This is a genomic window from Enterocloster clostridioformis, assembly GCF_020297485.1.
Taxonomy (GTDB): domain Bacteria; phylum Bacillota; class Clostridia; order Lachnospirales; family Lachnospiraceae; genus Enterocloster; species Enterocloster clostridioformis.
In genome coordinates this window covers 3,867,052-3,887,959 of record NZ_JAIWZC010000001.1, presented here as the reverse complement: position 1 = coordinate 3,887,959, position 20,908 = coordinate 3,867,052, and the positions used below count along the sequence as shown (strand labels likewise).

Genomic DNA, 20,908 nt, shown 5'->3' with positions numbered 1-20,908 from the left:
CCATACCAAGGAGGATATATGTATGAAACAGCGCAACATCGTAGTATGTATCCTGCTGAGCTTGGTTACCTGCGGAATTTACGGCATCTATTGGATGATCGTACTGAACGACGAAACCAACGCGCTCTCCGGCAGGCAGGGTACAAGCGGAGGACTGGTTTTTCTGTTCTCACTGATCACCTGTGGGATTTACAGCCTGTTCTGGATGTACCAGATGGGCAATGCAGTTGAAACGCTTCATGACCAGCATGGCGAGCCAAGGGGAAGCGCACCGGTGGTCTATCTGCTACTCAGCCTGTTCGGACTGGGCATCGTGGCTTACGCCCTGCTTCAGAATGAGCTGAATAAATATCTCCCTAATGCATAAACGTCTTCGGACAGTATGCATAAAAACAGGCGGGCTCCTGGGAGCCGGCCTGTTTTATGCATTTATCTGTATTCTGGCGGGACGTCCCCTGATTCCCTGCCTGTTTCATACCGTCACCGGACTGTACTGCCCGGGCTGCGGCGTAAGCCGGATGTGTCTGTCCCTTCTCCGTCTGGACTTTGCTTCTGCCTTTCAGGCCAATGCAGCCCTCTTTCTACTGCTTCCCCCGGGACTGTTCATGGCTGTCTGGATGGCCGTACGGTATGTAAGGACCGGAAGCACACGCCTTACACGGGTTCAGGCCTGTGTTTTCTATGTAATGATTGGGGTGCTGCTTGTGTTTGGGGTGATGCGGAATCTGCCTGGTTTTGGGTGGCTGAGGCCTTGATATCTCTCAATTATCCCTTTACAGCCCCCATGGCAATTCCGTCCACCAGTTGTCTCTGGAATATGATAAATATGATTACCGGAGGTATGATTGTCATTGTTATAACCGCACCCAATACTCCAAAATTCCAGCTATCACCCTTTAACAGTGTCAAAGCTACCGCAATGGGCATAGCGCTGTCCTGAGTAGCCAGTGTCTTTCCCATGGTATATTCCCCCCATATATTATAAAAGGAAAATACCAGTACAATTATCATTCCATTCTTAGCCAAAGGCGCCATAACATCTTTCCAAGTCCGGAATACGCTGCACCCATCCATCCTTGCCGCCTCCTCCAATTCAACAGGAAGCCCCAGAAAAATCCCCCGCATAATAAAAATCGAAAACGGCAGTACATTCATTACATTTGGAAGTACTAAACCCATAGTTGTGTTCAAGAGCCCCACATTATATTCCATAATATAAATAGGAATCAAAAGTGCTGCCAAAGGAAAGGTAATGACAAACAGGATAAATGCCATTACCGCGCCGCTCCCTTTAAAAGGAAGCCTTGCAAAGGCATATCCGCTCATGGCACTTAGGATAACTGTTAATATTACCCCAATAAATGTGATTTTCAAGCTATTTACGTAATACCCCAAATACTGTGAGCCGTGCTGGAATACATATAAATAGTTTTCCAGGGAAGGGCTGTTGGGGAAAAATGTCATGGTCGTAGACAAAATTTCTTTCTGGCTCTTAAAAGAATTAAATACACTGTAGAAAATAGGAATTACAAAAACCACTGCAATTAGGGTCAGAACTGCAAACATAATCAGCCTGGGGATGTTTTTCATTACCTTCATTCTTTTTCTCCTTTCGAAACCATCAAATTAATCAGTGAAAACAGGAGAATCAATCCACTGAGTACAAACGCCATGGCTGACGCATAGCCCATATCAAAATATTTAAAAGCCGTGTTATATATATACATATATAGTGTTCTGGTGGCGTTGCCCGGACCTCCTCCGGTCATGACCATGGGCTCCACAAATACCTTTAAAGCGGTAACGATTCCCCATATACCAGTAATGACAAAACTTTCCCTCAAACTTGGCAGAACGATATAAAAAATCTTTTTTATTCCCGTAACACCGTCAACCACTGCTGCTTCCAGGATATCTGTCGATATAGACTGGAGCCCTGCCAAAAACAGAATGGTTATAAATCCTATATTGTACCATAGGTTGGCTGCAATGGTAGTGCCCATGGCTGTATTTCTGGAGGTCAGCCAGGCACGGGTGAGCTGCGGAAGTCCAATCTTTACCAGGAAATAATTGATATATCCGAAATTTTCACTGAACAGCCAGCCAAATATGATACATGCCAGCGATGCCGGTACTACAATAGGAGTAAATACAGCAGTCCTGAAAATACCTGTTCCTTTTTTACAGAAGAAAATAAGCAATGCTATAATCAAAGACAATACCATCAGCAAAATGAAGTCCAAAGAAGCAAATACAGCTGTGTTCTTCATTGATACAAGGAAATCAGGATCAGAAAACAGTGACACATAGTTCTTAATTCCTACAAAAGAGGGAGTCAAGTCATACATAAAGTCATACTCAGACATACTTAGGTACGCTGTATAGCACAGGGGATATGCAACAAATACAGCTATAATCAAAAAACTGGGCAAGACAAATAATATTCCCCAAAATGCCTTCTGTTTCTTTGCGCTCCACGTCCTCTTCATTTTCTGCCTCCTTGCCAAGAAAGGTGCTACACATGATTTGCATAGCACCTTTGCAAATTACTTATCCAACTTATTTACCATATTTTGGAGCTCCTCAGCTGCTGTATTCACATCTGTCCCATCCACAAGGCTGGCTTGGAAAATCTCCTGACATTTTATTACAAATTCCCCCAAATCTTTATAAGGAGGATAGGTGACTGCCTTTTCAATGGACCCCTTAATGTTCTGCCAATTAGGTGATTCTGTCTTATTGTAATACTCCGTAATTACAGGAATCTTACCATACTGGTTCACGATACTGGTCTGTGTATATTCGCCCAGAAGCTGCTCCTGAACAAACTGTACTGCCAAATCAGAACTTGGAGAACACTTGGGAATAATGACGCCATTTACATATCCAACCGATCCATTTTCTTCTCCCCCTGGTATGGGAACAACAGACGCATTTTCCTCTCCAATGGTCGGAATCGCCTCTACCCAGTTGGAACCTGACTGAAGAAGTATGGCAACCTTACCGGCTTTATAACTGTTCTTACCTGCATCGTAGTCAGCAAATGTCTCGGTAGAGAACACTCCATCCTTAACCCCTTTCTGCCAAATTGCCAGTATATCCTTAAATTCCTGAGACTGAAAGTTAACCGTAATGCCGTCATCCTGATACAGTCCACCGCAGGATGCCTGAAGTATTCCTAATACAGTCCCATGTATATCCTTGCTCCACTGAATAGTACATCCCTGCTGTGTGACAACACCATTCTCTGTCTTAGTTAGTTTCTTAGCAAATTCATAAACATCATCCCATGTCTTTGGAACCAATGCCCCGCCGTTCTCATCCACAAGACCTGCGTCTTTAAACATCGCCTTATTTATGTTATAAGGTCCTTTGTAACAAACTGTTCAGCAAAAGAAGCGCCATCTATAACCACCAGGTCACAAGGGGTATCTCCTTTTTGCCAGTTGATGCTGTAATTGGACACAACCGTAGGATCTGCATAAGTCTGAACCTCAACCGTTACATCCGGATGGTCCTTCATAAATGCTTCAGCTGCTTCATTCAGATATAGCTTTGTGACCTGCCATGACTCACCTGCTATACGCAGAGTACGCTTCCCGCCGCTCTGCTGGGCCGTGGTTCCTGCCGGAGCAGCGGATTCTGCTTCTTTAGATGCTTTGGACGCTGCCGAAGAACATGCACCTAAGTTAACAGCCAGAATGCCTGCCAGTAAAACAGATATCATTTTCTTCATTTCAATTCTCCTCCCTCTACACTAACTATCAATAAGCGATGATGACTCTTTATCCAGGAACAAATGCCAGTCCTTATGTGTCTTAAGTAAGGTAGCCGGAACCATGTTTGTAACCTCTTCCGACTTAAGTGTATTTCTGACAGCCTCAGCCTTTCTCTCCCCCGGTACACTGGATACAATTGTTTCACACTGCATAATCTGATAAGGAGTCATTGAAACGGCCTTGAACGGGACTTCATCAAGTGTTGGGAACCAGCCTTCATTCAGCTGCTGTTTCCTGCAGCGTTCTTCCAAAGACACGATTCTGTATGCTTCCCGTGTCTCAAAATCAGCCGGCGGGTCATTAAATGCGATATGGCCGTTTTCACCAATACCAATAACGCCTATATCTATGATGTCTTTTCGAATTTCTCTGGTCAGTTCCTTTAGATTCTCCTCCACATCCCCTTCCGTGTTTACAAAATGCACCTTAACCGGTACTTTGCTGGTAAAACGCTCTTTCAGGTAGCGCCTGAAACTTGCCTTGTGGGTTTCAGGCAGTTCCAAATACTCATCCAAATGAAACATGGTAACCTTTTCCCAGTCAACGTTCTTCTCAACCAGATACTTAATTGTCTCAAACTGTGATGCCCCTGTGGATAGAATGATTCTTGCCTGTCCCCTTTTTTCTATGGCTTCATTTAACTTTTTAGCAATTAAATCAGCTGCCTTCTCTCCCAATTCTTCGGAATTGTCAAGAATATATACTGCCATCTCTCCTTACCTCCTGATTTTACTATGAACCTTCCTTACAGAATTCCTTTCAACCAGAGTAGGCTGCATTGTGATATTAACTATATTCCTGGACTTACCCTCAATTTTATCAATAAGATATTTAGCAGACCGTTTGCCCATTTCTTCTGCCGGTTCATGAATCGTAGTAAGTCTTGGCGTCACCATCTTACTGACAAAAATATCATCCATTAGGTCAGTTTATAAGGAACTACACGCAGACCGAGAAACGGGCTGCTGACAACAAACGGCGGTATGCTCCCGGAGAGGGTAGCATACCGCCTGTTTTGTTGTCCGGGGATTCCAAAGGGGCTTGCCCCTTGGCACACGACTTTGCTTGCAAAGTGTAGTGTGTTATACGCTCTGTCGGCGTTGCCGTGAAAATGCCGTTGCCGCCGGGGAGGGCAAGGGGATTTGAAACGGCAGGAAAACAGGGCTGTGATTGCGTGGCGTGGAGCCGCAAGCGCAGGACTGGTTTCATCAGCAGACAGGGCGTATATGAAAGCCTCCGCCCCTCGTCCCACGCCGTCCTTCGGGACAAAATGTCCCGAACTTGTGGACACACTCACGAAAAAGCAGACGGATTTTTCTCTCAAAATTGAAATGGGCGGGAAGCCATTTTAGGGCTTTCCCGCCTTGATTGCCTGTTAGCAAAGGCGGGCGGGACTGTCAACGGCGGCGCAGTATGCGCCGTTCATCTTGACCGTTGACTGGCTCGGCTGGCTTTGCTATTTCCCCGACAAACTGGAAGTTATAACGTTATAGCAGTATCAATTCCTACACCATTGACCAAAAAATCAGTAAAGGTATCGGCAATTTTATCTGCTTCTTCACCCCCCAAACTACCATCTTCTACCCGATACAAGCCAAGACCGTCTTTTCCTTTTCCATAAAAATAAACCAAGTCCCCCAAATCATTTCCAAAAAACCAAACGCTTTCGATAAATTCAACAAGTTCATTACTAATAAAAAAATCTTCTGTATACATCCGGTGGTAATCTTCGTATTGCGTCAATGCCATCTTAGCGCTCCAAATACATATTGATGAACCATCGTTTTTAACCAAGAACTCTACTCCTACATTTTGAGGACCGACAATGCTTTTTAAGAGTTCTATATAGTCATCTGGTAATTGTATTGGTGATTTGCTTAATACCTGCTCGATTTCCTTCTCTCCACCGCAACCAATGGTTTCCATATCAAAAGATAACCGTTCATTAATATTTTCGATAATGCTCATTTTATCCTCCATCAATTCCAGTTTGTCATTCTCTTACTTTCTCCCCCGCTGTGGGTTTGGATTTTTCAGCAAGTCCGACTTCTCCGAAATCCTTTTGAGCCACTTCTTTTCTTCCTCGGACAGCTTCTTAAAGTTCAGCCGGAGCCGCTTGCAGATAAACGCCAGTGACGCTTGCTCCGGGTCGCTGTCCGGGCTGGCGGTTTCATCAGCGGCTTGCAACAATCCTTTCAGCGGGTTGTCCTCCGGGACGCTGAAAAAATCGTCCTTATGTGCTTCCCGCAGGCCAAGGGCTATGCCGTTTATGTCCTGCTGTATCACATAGCGGCAAAAGTTGTCATCGTCAATGTGGGCGGCGACAAGCTGTCTTAACTGCGGGTCGGTCAAGCCGGGATTGTACTGCTTCATAATCGTTGCGCTCATGGTGTCCACTATGGCGTTTACGGTCTGCACCTGCTTCACCGCCACGCCATTCACATAGATTTCAAGGTCAGCCATGAGCCGGGGAAAATCCGGGTGCGCCGCCAGTTCACACAAGAGGGAATTGTCCACCAGCCCGCTTTTCAGCAGTTCAATCATATCGTCACACAAATGCAGTTCTGCAAGATCGGCGTTTGGGTGATTTTTTGTTTCAGACAGTCCCAGCAGATAATCGGCAGTCACACCGTAAAACTTCGCCAGCTTGATAAGGGCATAGTGGCTGATGTCTTTGAAGTCCTCCGCTTCATAACTGCCCAGCGCAGACTTGGAGAGGTGGGTCTGCTCCGCAAGCTGTTCCAGCGTCAGCCCACGCTCCACACGCAGGTCTTTTAAGCGTTCCTGTATAGATAATTCCATGTGTTATCTCTTTTCTTTAATCTTTAATCAAATTTTATTTCTTCACCGCAATCGAAAACTTTAGCATTAAAAAACCGGGCTATCTCAATCAGTTTTCCTTGAATCTCATCTGATAAACCGTCACAGCCAATCTTTCCGTTTTCATAATAAATCTCATAGTCATTTTTATAGATAACTCTACCTGGAATTTCAAAATACATTGTTGTACGGGTTAAGGGATTTATCCCCTTTCCTTGTTCTGATAATGACAATTCTTTGTCTGATTGCACATATTTTTTCCATTCCTCTAAAGTTATCACTTTCCCTATCCGTTCAACATATATGTCCATACAATCTCCTCCTTTTTGTATTCTACCACAATTCCGAGAGCGTGGAAATAGTGAGTTTTCCGGGCTGATTTCCGACTTTATGGATATACGGGGCAGGCGGTCATTTAGGTGTAGACTTATCTTAGTTCATCGGTGAACAGCACCTTGAAAATCAAATGACCGTCCGAAAAGGAATATCCCGGCATGGGAAGCACCGCAACGAGCCACTTCGGGACAAAATGTCCCGAAGTCCGGGGAGCGTGCCAACGTCGGAATAAGCCGCAGGAATGGGGCAGGAAGCCTTTTCGGGGAGAACGGCAACAGAGAAACGGAGGAACGCATGAAAGAAAATTTATACAAGCGATTGCCGCCCGTAGAGCGCAGGCCGGACGGCTCCCTCTACCGCATGACGCCGGCGCAGAGGAAACAGGCAAACAGCCTGATACGCCGGGAGTGTTGCAACTGCGAGGGCGGGGATTGTATCGCTCTTGATGACGGGGACGCTCACACCTGCCCGCAGATGATTTCTTTCTCCGTCTGCTGTAAGTGGTTTCGCTGGTCGGTCTTGACGCAGGACGGAACGCTGGAAGCAGAGATTTTCCGGGGAAAGAACTTGAAACGTTGTGAGGTCTGCGGCGGCGTGTTCGTCCCAAAGTCCAACCGGGCGAAATACTGCCCGGACTGCGCCGCCAGAGTTCACAGGCAGCAGAAAGCGGAAAGTGAACGGAAAAGGAGGTCGAGCGTGGACAATTAGGCGGGGAAAAGTCCTTGATTTGCAAGGCTTCCAGAGGGCAGAACCGGGGGAAGTGGTATAAAGTATCACCCTCCCCCGGAAATGCCGTTCTAACTGTCCACAAAGCACACTATGACAAACATGATTTATATTCATCAGCCGAAGAAATCGGTCAGCTTCACCCGGCTCTCGAATTTTCTCTTTGAAGCCCCCACATTCACAGCTTTGTCCAATGAAGCAAAGATATTGTACGCCTTTATCCTGCGCCGGACGGAGTTGTCCCGCAAGAACGGCTGGTCGGACCAGTACGGTCGCATTTTCCTGTACTATCCAATCTGCGAGGTGGTCGCCTTGCTCCACTGTGGGCGGCAGAAAGCGGTCAACACTCTACGGGAGTTACAATATGCGGGGCTTGTGGAGATACAGAAACAGGGCTGTGGAAAACCCAACCGTATCTATCCAAAATCCTATGAAGCGGTTTCAAACACCGACTTCAAGAAATCCGGTTCCGGTACGCCGGAGGGCTGAAAACCGCACGCATGGAGTACGATAATCAATCCTCTTGAAGTACGAAAACCGGACGGAAGATAGAAATACAGAGATTAAACAGATTTATTTATATCAATTCCATTCCAATCCTATCAGAGATATTTCCGGCGGGATTTTCCTGTGGAAAAGTCCCGGATAGGAAAGGAATGGGGAAAGGAGTTTATGGCACAACACGCAATTTTGCGATTTGAGAAGCATAAAGGCAATCCGGCAAGGCCGCTGGAAGCCCACCACGAACGGCAAAAGGAACAGTACGCCAGCAATCCTGACATTGACACGAGCCGGAGCAAGTACAACTTTCACATCGTCAAGCCGGAGGGACGCTATTACCATTTCATTCAGAGCCGCATTGAACAGGCGGGGTGCAGGACACGAAAGGACAGCACCCGGTTTGTGGATACGCTCATAACCGCCAGCCCGGAGTTTTTCAAGGGCAAGTCCCCAAAGGAGATACAAGCCTTTTTTCAGCGGGCGGCGGACTTCCTCATTGACCGGGTAGGCCGGGAAAATATCGTGTCGGCGGTGGTACACATGGACGAGAAAACGCCCCACCTACATTTGACTTTCGTTCCGCTGACAAAGGACAACCGCCTGTGCGCCAAAGAAATCATAGGCAACCGGGCGAATTTGACGAAGTGGCAGGACGATTTTCACGCCTATATGGTGGAGAAATATCCTGACTTAGAGCGTGGGGAGAGCGCCAGCAAAACGGGACGGAAGCATTTCCCCACCCGGCTTTTCAAGCAGGCGGTCAATCTCTCCAAACAGGCGAGGGCGATTGAAGCCACGCTGGACAGTATTTCTCCGCTGAACGCCGGGAAGAAGAAAGAAGAAGCCCTTGCCATGCTGAAAAAGTGGTTCCCTCAAATGGAGAACTTCTCCGGGCAGTTGAAGAAATATAAGGTCACGATCAATGACCTGCTGGAAGAAAATCAAAAGCTGGAAGCGAGAGCCAGAGCCAGCGAAAGCGGCAAGATGAAAGACCGCATGGAACGGGCGAAACTGGAAAGCGAATTGCAGGATATTCAAAGGCTGGTTGACCGTATCCCGCCGGACGTGCTGGCAGAAGTAAAGCGGCAACAGCGATACACAAAGGAAAGGTGATTGAATATAAGCAGAATTTCACGCCGCCCCTATGCGGCATTGTACCTTGCTACGAAAATAAAACTCGTAGCCAAGACCTGAACCTTGACAACAAATGTTTTCAACAATCATGAAAGCATCGCTAAAAAGCAGTCACGATATTGGCTGCCAACAGTGAAATATGAATCAAAGATGGGCTAACCTTGGGCTTCTACATGATAACCATGTTTTTCCAATTCCCGTATATACCGGGAAATCTGCTTTTGCTCACAGTTTTTACGCCTGACTTCAAAACAGGCTTCATTAAAAAGAGTCCCTTGTTTTAGCATTGTATAGATGATAACAAGTAGTTTCCTGGCAAGAGCAACAATGGCCTTTTTCGCACCTTTTTTCTGTTTGATTCTCCAATACCAGGCAGAAAGATAAGAGTTTCGTTTTCCGGCAATTACCCAGGCGATTTCACAGAGCATACTTTTTATGTACGGATTGCCTTTCGTGACAGATGTGCTTTTTCGTTTTCCCGCACTCTCATTATTTCCGGGACATAGACCAGCCCATGAACAGATATGCTCTGCGGTTTTAAATGGTTTCATATCAACTCCGATTTCAGCAATAATTGCACAGGAAGCGGTGGTGCTTATCCCATAAATGCTATTCAACTGTTCCACTTGCAGAATAAATGGTTCCATATCTTGCTCGAGATCTTTTTCGATTTGATTCAGATGTTCTTTTAGAGAATCATAATGGTTCATGAGGATTCTGAGAAACGCTTTCTGATGTTCCGAGAGAGTTCCATTTACGGCCATGAGGATTTCATCTATACGGCTTCTTGTCTTTGTTTTTAAGCAGGAGTCCAAAGCAGTCCGATCGATTTGACCATGCTCAATCAGGTGCAGAATGATGTTCCTGCCGGAAGTACCAAAAATATCAGAAATGAAAGAGGACAAACGGAAGCCGGAACTTTGTAAAAATTTCTCAATCCTGTTTTTCTGGGATGTAATATCACGGATGAGGCTCTTACGGTAACGGTTTAAGTCCCGAAATTCCCGAATTCTTTTTTCGGGAATAAAGCTGCCATTCAGCAGCCCGGCACGGAGTAGGGTAGAAATCCACTCGGAATCTCGCATGTCTGTTTTTTTGCCGGGAACATTCTTCATATGGCGTGCATTTACAACCAGCAAAGTAATATCTCCAGAGAATGAGTCTTCCAGTATTTCATAAATAGGCAGCCAGTAAATGCCTGTGCTTTCCATAGCGACATGATGGCAGTTTTGAGAAACGATCCAATCCCGCAAGGCGATCATATCTGGGATTAGGGTGGAAAATTCCCGGATTTCGGAATGTGTTGGCTTACCCAAAGGACCAGACAGGATACATGCAACAATTTTTTCTTTGTGGACATCCAGTCCACAGGAAATTTCCAGAAGGTCTTTCATACAGAACATCTCCTTTGCAATAGAATTGGCAGGAGATTTGCCCGAGATAATACGGACTTTGCTACTCGTGCTATCCATAAAAGGTGCGACAATATGCTGTGCTCAAGGGCAAAACATTTACGTTGACAAACGGGGTGCAAATTCCTCCAAGGTGCAATCAAATTTAATCCTGCCTAAGACTATTGTAAGGCAGAATAAGAAATAAAAAAAGTAGTGGAGCCAATACCCTATTTTCATCATAGGCTGAGATAAGCTTTCATGATTCGTTGAAAATTGAATATGGGAGGTTCTATGGAGCATATCAGATACAAGAAAGAAACAGAGGTCGTGACTTTTCAGGGAAAGGAAATCACGCTGGAAAATCTCTCCCCGGTGTTCACGCCGGAGCAGGAAGCGGCGAAACGCCGGGAGTTGGAGCAACAGCTTTATGAGGTGTTCCGCAAGTACGCCGATAAACGGCAGAATGAGAACGCCGGGGCGTAAGGTTTTCCAAAGCCACCGTTGATTTGCGGGGCTGCTGGCGATATAATATAAGTGTCAGCAGCTCCGTTTCTTTTTTAAGAAAAGGAGCGACAATATGAACAACAGAATAGACGCAATCTATGCAAGACAATCGGTGGACAAAAAGGACAGCATTTCCATTGAAAGCCAGATTGAATTTTGCAAATACGAATTGAAAGGCGGTAACTGCAAGGAATACACAGACAAAGGGTACAGCGGCAAGAACACAGACCGTCCGAAGTTTCAGGAACTGGTGCGGGATATTAAGCGGGGCTTGATTGCAAAGGTCATTGTCTACAAACTTGACCGTATCAGCCGTTCCATTCTGGACTTCGCAAACATGATGGAACTGTTCCAGCATTACAACGTGGAGTTTGTTTCCTCTACGGAGAAGTTTGACACCTCCACTCCTATGGGGCGGGCTATGCTGAATATCTGTATCGTGTTCGCCCAGCTTGAACGGGAAACGATACAGAAGCGGGTGACGGACGCTTATTATTCCCGCAGTCAGCGGGGCTTCAAAATGGGCGGCAAGGCTCCCTATGGTTTCCACACCGAGCCTATCAAAATGGACGGTATCAACACAAAGAAGCTGGTGGTAAAACCGGAGGAAGCGGCGAATATCCGGCTCATGTTCGAGATGTACGCCCAGCCTACAACCTCCTACGGGGACATTACCCGGTATTTTGCTGAACAGGGGATTTTATTCAACGGCAAAGAACTGATACGCCCCACGCTGGCGCAGATGTTACGCAATCCCGTCTATGTGCAGGCAGACCTCGATGTGTACGAATTTTTCAAAAGCCAGGGGACGGTCATTGTCAATGACGCCGCCGACTTTACGGGCATGAACGGGTGCTATCTGTATCAGGGGCGGGACGTGAAGCCGGACAAGGCGCAAAATCTCAAAGACCAAATGCTGGTGCTGGCTCCGCATGAGGGGATTGTCCCCTCGGACGTATGGCTGACCTGCCGCAAGAAGCTGATGAACAACATGAAAATCCAGTCTGCCCGGAAAGCCACCCACACATGGCTGGCGGGGAAAATCAAATGCGGGAACTGCGGATATGCTCTTATGAGTATCTTCAATCCGTCCGGCAAGCAATATCTCCGCTGTACAAAGCGGCTGGATAACAAGAGTTGCCCCTGCTGTGGGAAAATCATCACTTCGGAACTGGAAGCGGTCACTTATCAGCAAATGGTGAAGAAGCTGGACAGCTACAAGACGCTGACGGGCAGGAAGAAAGCGGCAAAAGCCAACCCGAAAATCGCCGCCCTGCAAGTGGAGCTTGCTCATGTGGACAGTGAGATTGAAAAGCTGGTAGACAGTCTGACAGGCGCAAACAATGTCCTGCTCTCCTATGTGAATGTGAAGATTGCCGAACTGGACGGACGCAAGCAGGAACTACTGGCGCAGATAGCGGAGCTGACGGTGGAAGCCATAAGCCCGGAACAGGTCAGCCAGATTTCCGGCTACCTCGACACTTGGGAGAATGTATCCTTTGACGACAAGCGGCGGGTGGTGGACTTAATGCTCACTACCATAGCCGCCACAAGCGACAGCTTGAATATCACATGGAAAATCTGACGGGCGGCACACCTCCCGTCAGATACCTACCCTGTGTAGTCCCTTGTAAACTGCACTTTCCCACAATGGAAATATCATTGGGAACATGGATTCCGCGGTTATGCAATTCATTTATCATCTTAATGGCCAGTGAGTCATTAATCGCAACAATACCTTCCGGAAGATACTCCTCCTCAAACATTTTGTCAATAATCTGGATGGCTCCCTGGTCATCTCCAATATTATAAATATCATAGTTGGAATCATAATTCACAATTCGACGCTTATTAAAAACAATATCATAATCCAACAGCGCCTGCTTAAAGCCCCTCAGTATCTCTCTCCTGTTATGTCGTGTAATTGGTCCTGACGCCAATGCCAGGTCCTTATGTCCGCATTCAATCAGATACTCTGCCGCCATATAACCAGCCTTAAAGAAGTTAAACAGCACCCGGTCTCCGGTATAATTCTCGATTCCCTGGTCCACCAGAAGCGCGGGCATGGTTAGCCGTTCAATCCGTTTGACAAAAGTCTCCTCATTCTGGATTGTTGTCAGCAATATACCTGCTGCCTGCCTTTCTTCCAGCATCTCCAGATACCAGCTTTCCAATCCTGGATTGGAATTGGAGTTACAGATTATGGGAATGAAATTACGGGCTAAACATTCTTCCTCTGACGCTGCCACCTGTGCAGCATAAAACGGATTATTAATTGACGGAACAATAATACCTATCTCAATACTGACGTCACCGCGCAGCATCCTGCTGAACAAATTGGGCTTATATTCCAGTTCGTCCGCAGCATCAAAAACACGTTTTTTCACATCCTGGCTGACAGGATAATCCGTGCGTCTCAGTACCCTGGACACAGTAGCGATTGATACGTTTGCCTTTTTTGCAATGTCCTTAATTGTTGTTTTCTTATTCATTGGGGCCCCTCAAATATAATATAGAAAACGTTATCTATGAGCTCATATTAACATGGACATATTTTACTGTCAATGGGGGGCTATTTTTGTATTCTTCACATTTTTCTATGGTATTTTCCATTTTTTTATATTATAAATATATTTTTATAGATTTGTTCAGACTTTTATAGAAATTTTTTCTATCAAATAACAGTCAACAGCAGAAAAACTTTTTTTATTTACTGTAAAGAAATCAACTGACCGCTAATCCCGCAGTCCATGCTGATGGCAAATCCAGCGACAAATACGGCTGACAAATGTTCACAAAATACTTGATTTTTTTCAGAGTCTGTGGTATTATAAACACTGCTTATCAAAGCAATATCTGGGCGAATTCCCGAGTGGCCAAAGGGGACAGACTGTAAATCTGCTGCTAATAGCTTCGGTGGTTCGAATCCACCTTCGCCCACTAGCGTGCCGTTAAAATATAGCTTAAGGACATCAGTGCAGGGCGCGTAAAGGTCCTGGTTTTCAGCTGTGGCACGTGTTGAAAAGTTCCTGCGGGGCTTTTGCGGGTGTGGTGGAATAGGCAGACACAAGGGACTTAAAATCCCTCGGTAGCGATACCGTGCCGGTTCAAGTCCGGCCACCCGCATTATAAATAGAGTGTTGTAAAAGCATTTGAGTATTCCCGGTGTTTTACAGCACTCTATTTTTACATGCTTACATTTTATGAATCATTCTTGGCTAACCACCCAAAAAAGAGCACCTCCCCGCCTCAGGAAGGTGCTCTTTCCTATCCAAAATCCGTCTGTCCTATATCATCTTTCTGCCTACTTCTCCATGGCAGCTGCCGCGTCGTCCGCAAACCGGGAATCCACCACCGGATAAAATTCATCGGGCCGCGAAACGAACACGGCTGCGCTGTAAGGCGGCATGTTCAGCTTCAAAATCCCGTTCTTTACACGGTAGAGCATAACCCCCGCATTGTACCCTGTCTCAGTGGTCAGAATGGGCCTGCCTAACACCATGTCGTCGGTAACGCCCAGCTGCCATACCGGAATGTCCATAGTCTGGCTGTCCGGACTGTTGGATATGACCGCCACGGCCTGATACTTACCGAACATACGCCCGTAGGCAATCTTCTGGTATCCGGCCAGAAGGGGCTTTAACGCACCCTTTCTGAACACCGGTATCTTGCGGTGGATACCGGTCATATAGCGGTGGAACTCTATGAGCTCTAAGTCCTCTTTCCCCCATGGATAGGTACGCCTGCTGTCCGGATCTGTCCATCCGCAGACTCCGGCCTCATCGCCATAATAAAGCGTGGGAGCTCCCGGCCATGTCATCTGAATCACCACTGCCTCCCTAAACACACAGGGCTTTATGTTATGTCCCGCCTTTTCCGGCCCCGCAGTCTGGATACGTCCTACCATCTGATTGGTCCTGGTAAGGAAACGGGAATGGTCATGGTTGGACAACTGGTTCATGGCCGTCATCACCGTGTTGGTCTGCATGCGGCTCATATGGTATCCCATGGCGTTAAAGAAAGCCTCACCATCTCCCCATATGCCTCCGTTATAACTGTCGCTGTGCTTCTCCATACCGGTCAGAAACCATGTGACCGGTTCCATGAACGCGTCGTAATTCATGATGGAATCCCACTGATCCCCCTCCAGCCAGGAAGCCGGATCCCCGTAGTGCTCCGCCAAAATCAGCGCCTCCGGATTGGCCTCTTTTACGGCCTGGCGGAACCTGCGCCAGAATTCGTGATTGTATTCCGCCGTGTGTCCTAAATCGGCAGCCACGTCCAGGCGCCAGCCATCAATGGAATAGGGGGGCGATACCCACTTCCTGGCCACGTTCAGTATATATTCCACCAATTTTTCAGAATTCTCATAATTTAACTTAGGCAGGGTATCGTGCCCCCACCAGCCGTCGTACGTCCTGTTGTAAGGCCACGCCTCGTCGCTGTCGTCATGGAACTGGAAAAAGCTGTGGTATGGGCTGCTCTTGCTCTCATAGGCGCCTGCCTCATAGTCGCCGGAATGCTCATATATTCCCTCTGCGTCCAGCCACTTGTTAAAGGAACCGCAGTGGTTGAACACCCCGTCAAGAATCACCCGCATCCCCCGCTTATGGACTTCCTCCACAAACCGGGCAAAGAACGCATCGCTGGCTTCCAGATTCTCCTTGCCCGCGCTGCGCTGCACATAGCGGTCAGCCTCCCGGTTATCCGTGGCATCAGGCCTGACCAGGCCGCCTCCGTCCTTCTCGATTCTGGCAAAATGGGGATCGATGTGCTCGTAATCCTGGCAGTCGTACTTATGGTTGGAGGGGGATACAAATACCGGATTCAGATATATGGCCTCCACTCCCAGCCTCTTGATGTAGTCCAGCTTATCCCATATTCCCTGCAGATCCCCTCCGTAAAAGTAGCCCACATCCATGGCAGCCGGGTACCGGTCCCATTCCGTGACCTTCTGAACCGGACGGCCGATGTAGACATACTCATATGATTCCACATCATTGCTCTCATCTCCATTGCAGAAACGGTCCACAAAAATCTGGTACATTACCGCGCCCTTTGCCCATTCCGGCGTGTGAAATCCCGGGGTAATCTTGAAATCAAAACATGGCTGGCCATCCTGTGTAGGGCCCAGACGGTTATAAAGACAGACATCCTGTTCAGATACTACTTTAAAGTGATAAAGCACCTGATCGGTGCCTACTGTGATTTCGTATTCGTAATAATCAAACAGTTCATCGGACCTGGCCTTGGTCATCTCCACCTCGGCTTTATCCTCCACATAATATACATGATCCACATTGCCCTTCGCTGTCCGCATGCGAAGCAGCACATCATCATCTGCGTCCGGTTCCATTGGCATGCGGTAATCCTCTGTCTCAGAGGAAAAAAGGGCATCCCTGTTGATACATCCCTTTATATTATCTTCCACGTTTTATATCCTTTTCCTAATTTGCTCATACTTACAATCCTGTTCCTTTATTGTATCTGAATTTTCTCAAATATACAAGAAAAATTATACCAGAAAAATCTTGATAACATTACACCTTTTCCATGGCTTTCTCACAAAGTGAAAAGCCTGGCGGGGTGGCCAGGCTTCTCAGGAGAAGGTATTTCGTTTCTTATGGGGTGTAGCAAAAACTATATAATGTATTGGGGGGGGTTACGCCTATTATAATAGCATAGGAACGAAAAAAAGTGTGCACAAAGATGCAATATTTTCCAGGCCATTTATGAGCAATATAGACAAGGGAGGGGGCTTTTTAGCCTCCCTCCCCTTCCTGATGCTATTTTCCATCATTCCCGGCCCTAAAAACAGGACCTGAATGCTACTGTGCCGGTGTAAACAGCGTCTCAAACTCAGACTGGCTGATTTTCTCTTTCTCAATCAGCAGGGCGGCGCAGGCATGAAGAACGTAGTCATACTGTTTGATGATGTCCTTTGCCTTCTGATAACACTCGTCAATGATTCGCTTGACCTCGCTGTCAATGGTGTCAGCCACCTCATTGCCGTAGGACTTGGTATGGGCCAGATCCCGTCCGATGAATACCTCGTTCTCGTCACCGCCGTACTGAATCATTCCCACCTTCTCAGACATGCCGTACTGGGTCACCATGGCCCTGGCAATCTGGGTGGCCTGCTTGATATCCTGGGAAGCGCCGGTGGTGATATCGTCAAATATCAGCTCTTCCGCAATCCGGCCGCCTAAATCCACCATGATATTCTGCATCATGCGGCCCCTGGTATTGAACATCTCATCCTTTTCAGGCAGGGGCATGGTGTAGCCGGCTGCCCCGATTCCCGTGGGGATGATGGACACGGTATGCACTGGTCCCACATCCGGAAGCACATGGAACAGGATGGCGTGGCCCGCCTCATGGTAAGCCGTTATCTTCTTATCCTTCTCGGATATTACCTTGCTTTTCTTCTCCGCGCCGATTCCCACCTTTACAAAGGCCCGGTCGATATCGCTCTGCTTGATGAACCTGCGGTTATCCCTGGCGGATATGATGGCAGCCTCATTCATCAGGTTCTCCAGGTCAGCTCCCGTGAAGCCTGAGGTGGTTTGGGCTACCCTGTGCAGATCCACATCCTCGCTGAGGGGCTTTTCCTTGGAATGGACCTTAAGGATTTCCTCGCGTCCCTTCACGTCGGGACGTCCCACTGCTACCTTCCTGTCAAAACGGCCCGGACGAAGGATAGCCGGGTCCAGGATATCCACGCGGTTGGTGGCCGCCATGACGATAATGCCTTCATTGACGCCAAAGCCGTCCATCTCAACCAACAGCTGGTTCAGCGTCTGCTCCCTCTCATCGTGGCCGCCGCCCATACCTGTACCTCTGCGGCGGGCAACCGCGTCAATCTCATCAATAAACACGATACAGGGAGAGTTCTTCTTGGCCTCCTCGAACAAATCACGGACACGGGAAGCGCCCACGCCCACGAACATCTCCACAAAATCAGAACCTGATATGGAGAAAAACGGAACTCCCGCCTCGCCGGCCACCGCCTTGGCAAGCAGGGTTTTACCGGTTCCCGGAGGGCCTACCAGAAGAAGGCCCTTTGGTATCCTGGCCCCCACACTGGTATACTTCTGCGGATTCTTAAGGAAATCCACCACCTCTTCCAGTTCTTCCTTTTCTTCCACAAGACCGGCTACATTGGAGAAATTAACCTTGCTGTCCCGGCTCATCCTGGCCCGGCTCTTGCCAAAATTCATCATTCTGGCGTTGGCGCCTCCGCCGCCCGCGCTCCGGTTCATGACCATGATGATGATGACCACCACCACAATGGACAGCATGAAGGGCAGGATGATGGTCACCAGATAGTTCTCCTGGGGCACATCCATGGTCGTATAAGCCATGTCATGGGCGTCCAGAAGCCTTTGGGCGTCCTTAACATCCGAAACATAAAGCCGCTTCACCTGACCGTCCAAAAGGGTCAGTACCACTTCTCCCGTGGGAGTCTGCGGATTCTGGTGGATGTTCACGTCTGCCGCCTGGCCATCCTCCAGTATCTTGATAAAATCCTGATTTGTAACCTTATCCGCCTGCCTTGCGTAAGGGAATCTCACTGCGGTGGCGATTAAGATCAGCATCAGGAGTATGAATATAAATCCTCTAAATGTCTGCTGCTGTCTCACCGAATTGCCTCCTTAGACCTTCTTATTCTGCATCCAATTCTACTACTCCGATGTAAGGCAGGTTACGGTATTTCTGGTCATAATCCAGTCCATATCCCACTACAAATTCATCCGGTATCGTAAAGCAGGTATAGTCCACCTTCACCTGCTTCTTTACCCTGCGCTCCGGCTTATCAAGAAGTGTACACAGATGGATGCTCTTTGGACCTCTCTGTTTCAACACCTCAATCAGATATGCCAGTGTGCGGCCAGAGTCTATGATGTCCTCCACAATCAGTACATCCTTGCCTTCCAGGGACTCATCCAGGTCCTTCACAATCCTGACCACGCCGCTGGACACAGTGCCGCCGCCGTAGCTGGACACGGACATGAAGTCCAGGGATACCGGAACCGTCATCCTCTTAGCCAGTTCGCAGGTAAAGAATACTCCGCCCTTTAATATGCATATCATGTGGACCTGCTTTCCTGCATAATCCTCGCTGATTTTTGCCGCTACTTCGTTGATCCTTTTATCGACTTCCTCTTCCGTCAATAAAACACGAATTCTGTCAGCCATTACCTTATCCTCCGTTTCACCTATTCTTTTCTCTCTCGAGTCTGGCCTGCCTCTGCCTGCAGCACCCGGACCGTATCCGGTCCTATCTTGTAATACTCGCTCATGCGGTAGCCTATAATCCACATCACATGGCTGCCATCTGCCAGAAGGGGTATCTTATCCCTCATCTGTCTGGGTATCTTCTCATCAATCATAAAACGATTAAGCGCCTTGTGGTTATGGTCCGCCAGGACGATATAATCCCCCGGACACCTGGTTCTTACCACGGGCGTACCCTTTATTTTATCACAGTCAAACCATTTCGTATACACATTTTTAGGAAATTCCATCCCTTTTTTCCGGGAAAAAACCTCCATATCCACAATAGGCAGGTCACCCCATCCTTCTTCTGCCGCCGGGTCTCCTCTTCCCAACCAGATTCCCTCATACTCCCTTATGGCTGCCAGCCCGTAGGGCAAATCCACCTGTTTTCCAACGGACCGCCCGGCCAGCTCCATGACCTGGCTCACATGAACAAGCCCCAGGTCCCTGGAAGCTCCTCCCAGCTCCTTAAGGAGCGACATCACCACATAGGACCTCAGTATCTCCGGTTCCCCCAGAAACACCTCTGCCGGAATGTATGCCCCGGAGTTTTTCCTCACATGGGCCTTAATCCAGGCAGCCGCCTGATTTTCCAGGTACTCGTCTGCCTGTGCCGCCAGATGCCCCAGACGCAATATATTACCGGCCGCCCCCCTGTTTACATACTGCTCAATCTCCGGCAGCAGCTGATTGCGTATCCTGTTCCGTGTGTAGTGAAGGGTATCGTTGGTGGAATCCTGCACATAGGACAGGCCATGGTCCGCCAGCCACTTAAGGATGCAGTCCCGGTCCACGTCCAGTAACGGCCGGATAATCCTGCCTCTCCGGTAGACGATACCCTTCATCCCGGAAAGGCCGCTTCCCCGGAACAGATTGTGAAGTATGGTTTCCACCTGGTCCCCGCTGTGGTGGGCCACCGCGATTTTCACAGGGCGGACGCTGCTGTCAGCCGAACCGCCATCCGGTCCTGTCCGGTCCTCATCTTCCCAATCCGCAGCCTCCCTCTCCAATGCCTCATAGCGCAGGAAACGGCCCGCCTCCTCCTCAGACATGCCCTTTTCAGCCGCGAAGCCGCGCACATCTACCTTTAGGATATGACAGGGGACATGAAACCCTTCACACAATGACCTGACAAAATCCGCGTCCCGGTCAGCTTCCTCCCCCCTGAGCCCGTGATGGACATGGAGTGCCCTGATCCTGACTCCCCACGGTTCCCTAAACGTGCATAACAACGCTAAGAGGCAGACGGAATCTGCCCCTCCTGAAACTGCTGCAACGACCCGGTCACCCGAATCCAGCATATGATATTGTTCCACGGTCTCTCTGACCCTGCGCTCCAGTCCTTCCACCTGTCTCTCCTGTGTCCAATCATGTTTATCTCTGTCTATTTCTTATAATATACCCGCAAACGTCCCTCCTTGCAAGCCTGTCCTT

Annotated in this window: 22 protein-coding genes and 2 tRNA genes; 9 read left to right on the top strand and 15 right to left on the bottom strand. The window is 48.1% G+C overall.

The window, feature by feature from the left end:
- The first annotated feature begins 22 nt into the window (after window positions 1–22).
- Both LA360_RS19600 and LA360_RS19595 read left to right on the top strand, forming a co-directional pair.
- A complete protein-coding gene (locus LA360_RS19600) occupies window positions 23–367 on the top strand; it encodes a DUF4234 domain-containing protein (RefSeq protein WP_002585428.1) in 345 nt (114 codons plus the stop codon).
- A complete protein-coding gene (locus tag LA360_RS19595; protein ID WP_002585427.1) occupies window positions 360–755 on the top strand; it encodes a DUF2752 domain-containing protein in 396 nt (131 codons plus the stop codon). Before LA360_RS19600 ends, LA360_RS19595 begins: the two co-directional genes overlap by 8 nt.
- 10 nt (window positions 756–765) lie before the next feature.
- Here LA360_RS19595 and LA360_RS19590 read toward each other — a convergent pair whose 3' ends face one another.
- The 9 genes from LA360_RS19590 to LA360_RS19550 all read right to left on the bottom strand — a co-directional run bounded on the left by LA360_RS19590 (window position 766) and on the right by LA360_RS19550 (window position 6,910).
- Window positions 766–1,599, bottom strand: a complete 834-nt coding sequence (locus LA360_RS19590; RefSeq protein WP_022203443.1) for a carbohydrate ABC transporter permease — start codon at window positions 1,597–1,599, stop codon at window positions 766–768.
- Window positions 1,596–2,489 carry a carbohydrate ABC transporter permease gene (locus LA360_RS19585; protein WP_022203444.1) on the bottom strand — a complete coding sequence of 298 codons (894 nt, stop codon included), beginning with the start codon at window positions 2,487–2,489 and terminating at the stop codon, window positions 1,596–1,598. Before LA360_RS19585 ends, LA360_RS19590 begins: the two co-directional genes overlap by 4 nt.
- A gap of 57 nt (window positions 2,490–2,546) precedes the next feature.
- A complete protein-coding gene (locus LA360_RS19580) occupies window positions 2,547–3,347 on the bottom strand; it encodes an extracellular solute-binding protein (RefSeq protein WP_225537622.1) in 801 nt (266 codons plus the stop codon).
- 8 nt (window positions 3,348–3,355) lie between these two features.
- The gene (locus LA360_RS19575) at window positions 3,356–3,736 is read right to left on the bottom strand and encodes an extracellular solute-binding protein (protein ID WP_225537621.1); all 381 of its coding nucleotides are present in this window, start codon (window positions 3,734–3,736) and stop codon (window positions 3,356–3,358) included.
- 21 nt (window positions 3,737–3,757) lie between these two features.
- Complete coding sequence (locus LA360_RS19570) at window positions 3,758–4,489, bottom strand: 6-phosphogluconolactonase (RefSeq protein WP_022203446.1); 732 nt, start codon at window positions 4,487–4,489, stop codon at window positions 3,758–3,760.
- A gap of 6 nt (window positions 4,490–4,495) precedes the next feature.
- A complete protein-coding gene (locus LA360_RS31495) occupies window positions 4,496–4,699 on the bottom strand; it encodes a substrate-binding domain-containing protein (RefSeq protein WP_225537620.1) in 204 nt (67 codons plus the stop codon).
- A 559-nt stretch (window positions 4,700–5,258) separates the two neighbouring features.
- Window positions 5,259–5,747 carry an SMI1/KNR4 family protein gene (locus LA360_RS19560; protein WP_160116308.1) on the bottom strand — a complete coding sequence of 163 codons (489 nt, stop codon included), beginning with the start codon at window positions 5,745–5,747 and terminating at the stop codon, window positions 5,259–5,261.
- Window positions 5,748–5,780: 33 nt separating this feature from the next.
- Window positions 5,781–6,581, bottom strand: coding sequence for a helix-turn-helix domain-containing protein (locus tag LA360_RS19555; protein ID WP_112481495.1), 801 nt, complete (start codon window positions 6,579–6,581; stop codon window positions 5,781–5,783).
- A gap of 23 nt (window positions 6,582–6,604) precedes the next feature.
- Entirely contained in the window at window positions 6,605–6,910 is a 306-nt protein-coding gene (locus LA360_RS19550; protein WP_112481494.1) for a hypothetical protein, read from the bottom strand.
- 319 nt (window positions 6,911–7,229) lie between these two features.
- Between LA360_RS19550 and LA360_RS19545 the strand changes: the two genes are divergently transcribed.
- From LA360_RS19545 to mobV, 3 genes are all read left to right on the top strand, one after another.
- Window positions 7,230–7,643, top strand: a complete 414-nt coding sequence (locus LA360_RS19545) for a cysteine-rich VLP domain-containing protein (protein ID WP_112481493.1) — start codon at window positions 7,230–7,232, stop codon at window positions 7,641–7,643.
- A 111-nt stretch (window positions 7,644–7,754) separates the two neighbouring features.
- On the top strand, window positions 7,755–8,150 hold the full coding sequence (locus LA360_RS19540; protein ID WP_112481492.1) for a replication initiator protein A: 396 nt from the start codon (window positions 7,755–7,757) through the stop codon (window positions 8,148–8,150).
- A gap of 183 nt (window positions 8,151–8,333) precedes the next feature.
- Window positions 8,334–9,275: a MobV family relaxase gene (gene mobV / locus LA360_RS19535; protein ID WP_112481491.1), complete on the top strand. Its 942-nt coding sequence runs from the start codon at window positions 8,334–8,336 to the stop codon at window positions 9,273–9,275.
- Between the two features lie 176 nt (window positions 9,276–9,451).
- Here mobV and LA360_RS19530 read toward each other — a convergent pair whose 3' ends face one another.
- A complete protein-coding gene (locus LA360_RS19530; protein WP_112481490.1) occupies window positions 9,452–10,690 on the bottom strand; it encodes an IS110 family RNA-guided transposase in 1,239 nt (412 codons plus the stop codon).
- Window positions 10,691–10,981: 291 nt separating this feature from the next.
- Here LA360_RS19530 and LA360_RS19525 point away from each other — a divergent pair, with 291 nt between their 5' ends.
- Window positions 10,982–11,173: a hypothetical protein gene (locus LA360_RS19525; RefSeq protein ID WP_112481489.1), complete on the top strand. Its 192-nt coding sequence runs from the start codon at window positions 10,982–10,984 to the stop codon at window positions 11,171–11,173.
- 94 nt (window positions 11,174–11,267) lie between these two features.
- A complete protein-coding gene (locus LA360_RS19520; protein WP_112481488.1) occupies window positions 11,268–12,779 on the top strand; it encodes a recombinase family protein in 1,512 nt (503 codons plus the stop codon).
- On the opposite strand, the gene LA360_RS19515 is transcribed toward LA360_RS19520, so the two are convergent.
- Window positions 12,763–13,686, bottom strand: a complete 924-nt coding sequence (locus LA360_RS19515) for a LacI family DNA-binding transcriptional regulator (protein WP_225537619.1) — start codon at window positions 13,684–13,686, stop codon at window positions 12,763–12,765. The two genes, LA360_RS19520 and LA360_RS19515, sit on opposite strands and share 17 nt — an antisense overlap.
- A gap of 366 nt (window positions 13,687–14,052) precedes the next feature.
- On the opposite strand from LA360_RS19515, the gene LA360_RS19510 reads away from it, so the two are divergent.
- Window positions 14,053–14,134: transfer RNA gene (locus tag LA360_RS19510), tRNA-Tyr, on the top strand.
- A 102-nt stretch (window positions 14,135–14,236) separates the two neighbouring features.
- Window positions 14,237–14,320 (top strand) — tRNA-Leu (locus LA360_RS19505).
- A 178-nt stretch (window positions 14,321–14,498) separates the two neighbouring features.
- Here LA360_RS19505 and LA360_RS19500 read toward each other — a convergent pair.
- The 4 genes from LA360_RS19500 to tilS all read right to left on the bottom strand — a co-directional run bounded on the left by LA360_RS19500 (window position 14,499) and on the right by tilS (window position 20,823).
- Window positions 14,499–16,625, bottom strand: coding sequence for a glycoside hydrolase family 13 protein (locus tag LA360_RS19500; protein ID WP_112481487.1), 2,127 nt, complete (start codon window positions 16,623–16,625; stop codon window positions 14,499–14,501).
- 397 nt (window positions 16,626–17,022) lie between these two features.
- Window positions 17,023–18,837 carry an ATP-dependent zinc metalloprotease FtsH gene (ftsH, locus tag LA360_RS19495; RefSeq protein WP_022203447.1) on the bottom strand — a complete coding sequence of 605 codons (1,815 nt, stop codon included), beginning with the start codon at window positions 18,835–18,837 and terminating at the stop codon, window positions 17,023–17,025.
- Window positions 18,838–18,859: 22 nt separating this feature from the next.
- Entirely contained in the window at window positions 18,860–19,393 is a 534-nt protein-coding gene (gene hpt / locus LA360_RS19490) for a hypoxanthine phosphoribosyltransferase (RefSeq protein ID WP_002566394.1), read from the bottom strand.
- A 20-nt stretch (window positions 19,394–19,413) separates the two neighbouring features.
- Entirely contained in the window at window positions 19,414–20,823 is a 1,410-nt protein-coding gene (gene tilS, locus LA360_RS19485) for a tRNA lysidine(34) synthetase TilS (RefSeq protein ID WP_089774592.1), read from the bottom strand.
- Window positions 20,824–20,908: the final 85 nt, after the last annotated feature.

What these genes read in the sequence shown, in the direction of transcription:
- LA360_RS19595 (WP_002585427.1), top strand. Translation starts at nt 360, where the DNA reads ATGCATAAACGTCTTCGGACAGTATGCATAAAAACAGGCGGGCTCCTG.
- hpt (WP_002566394.1), bottom strand. Translation starts at nt 19,393, where the DNA reads ATGGCTGACAGAATTCGTGTTTTATTGACGGAAGAGGAAGTCGATAAA.
- LA360_RS19560 (WP_160116308.1), bottom strand. Translation starts at nt 5,747, where the DNA reads ATGAGCATTATCGAAAATATTAATGAACGGTTATCTTTTGATATGGAA.
- LA360_RS19575 (WP_225537621.1), bottom strand. Translation starts at nt 3,736, where the DNA reads ATGAAGAAAATGATATCTGTTTTACTGGCAGGCATTCTGGCTGTTAAC.
- LA360_RS19585 (WP_022203444.1), bottom strand. Translation starts at nt 2,489, where the DNA reads ATGAAGAGGACGTGGAGCGCAAAGAAACAGAAGGCATTTTGGGGAATA.
- LA360_RS19530 (WP_112481490.1), bottom strand. Translation starts at nt 10,690, where the DNA reads ATGAAAGACCTTCTGGAAATTTCCTGTGGACTGGATGTCCACAAAGAA.
- mobV (WP_112481491.1), top strand. Translation starts at nt 8,334, where the DNA reads ATGGCACAACACGCAATTTTGCGATTTGAGAAGCATAAAGGCAATCCG.
- LA360_RS19550 (WP_112481494.1), bottom strand. Translation starts at nt 6,910, where the DNA reads ATGGACATATATGTTGAACGGATAGGGAAAGTGATAACTTTAGAGGAA.
- LA360_RS19545 (WP_112481493.1), top strand. Translation starts at nt 7,230, where the DNA reads ATGAAAGAAAATTTATACAAGCGATTGCCGCCCGTAGAGCGCAGGCCG.
- LA360_RS19520 (WP_112481488.1), top strand. Translation starts at nt 11,268, where the DNA reads ATGAACAACAGAATAGACGCAATCTATGCAAGACAATCGGTGGACAAA.
- LA360_RS19570 (WP_022203446.1), bottom strand. Translation starts at nt 4,489, where the DNA reads ATGGCAGTATATATTCTTGACAATTCCGAAGAATTGGGAGAGAAGGCA.
- LA360_RS31495 (WP_225537620.1), bottom strand. Translation starts at nt 4,699, where the DNA reads ATGGATGATATTTTTGTCAGTAAGATGGTGACGCCAAGACTTACTACG.
- LA360_RS19515 (WP_225537619.1), bottom strand. Translation starts at nt 13,686, where the DNA reads ATGAATAAGAAAACAACAATTAAGGACATTGCAAAAAAGGCAAACGTA.
- LA360_RS19590 (WP_022203443.1), bottom strand. Translation starts at nt 1,599, where the DNA reads ATGAAGGTAATGAAAAACATCCCCAGGCTGATTATGTTTGCAGTTCTG.
- LA360_RS19540 (WP_112481492.1), top strand. Translation starts at nt 7,755, where the DNA reads ATGACAAACATGATTTATATTCATCAGCCGAAGAAATCGGTCAGCTTC.
- LA360_RS19525 (WP_112481489.1), top strand. Translation starts at nt 10,982, where the DNA reads ATGGAGCATATCAGATACAAGAAAGAAACAGAGGTCGTGACTTTTCAG.
- LA360_RS19555 (WP_112481495.1), bottom strand. Translation starts at nt 6,581, where the DNA reads ATGGAATTATCTATACAGGAACGCTTAAAAGACCTGCGTGTGGAGCGT.
- LA360_RS19580 (WP_225537622.1), bottom strand. Translation starts at nt 3,347, where the DNA reads ATGTTTAAAGACGCAGGTCTTGTGGATGAGAACGGCGGGGCATTGGTT.
- LA360_RS19600 (WP_002585428.1), top strand. Translation starts at nt 23, where the DNA reads ATGAAACAGCGCAACATCGTAGTATGTATCCTGCTGAGCTTGGTTACC.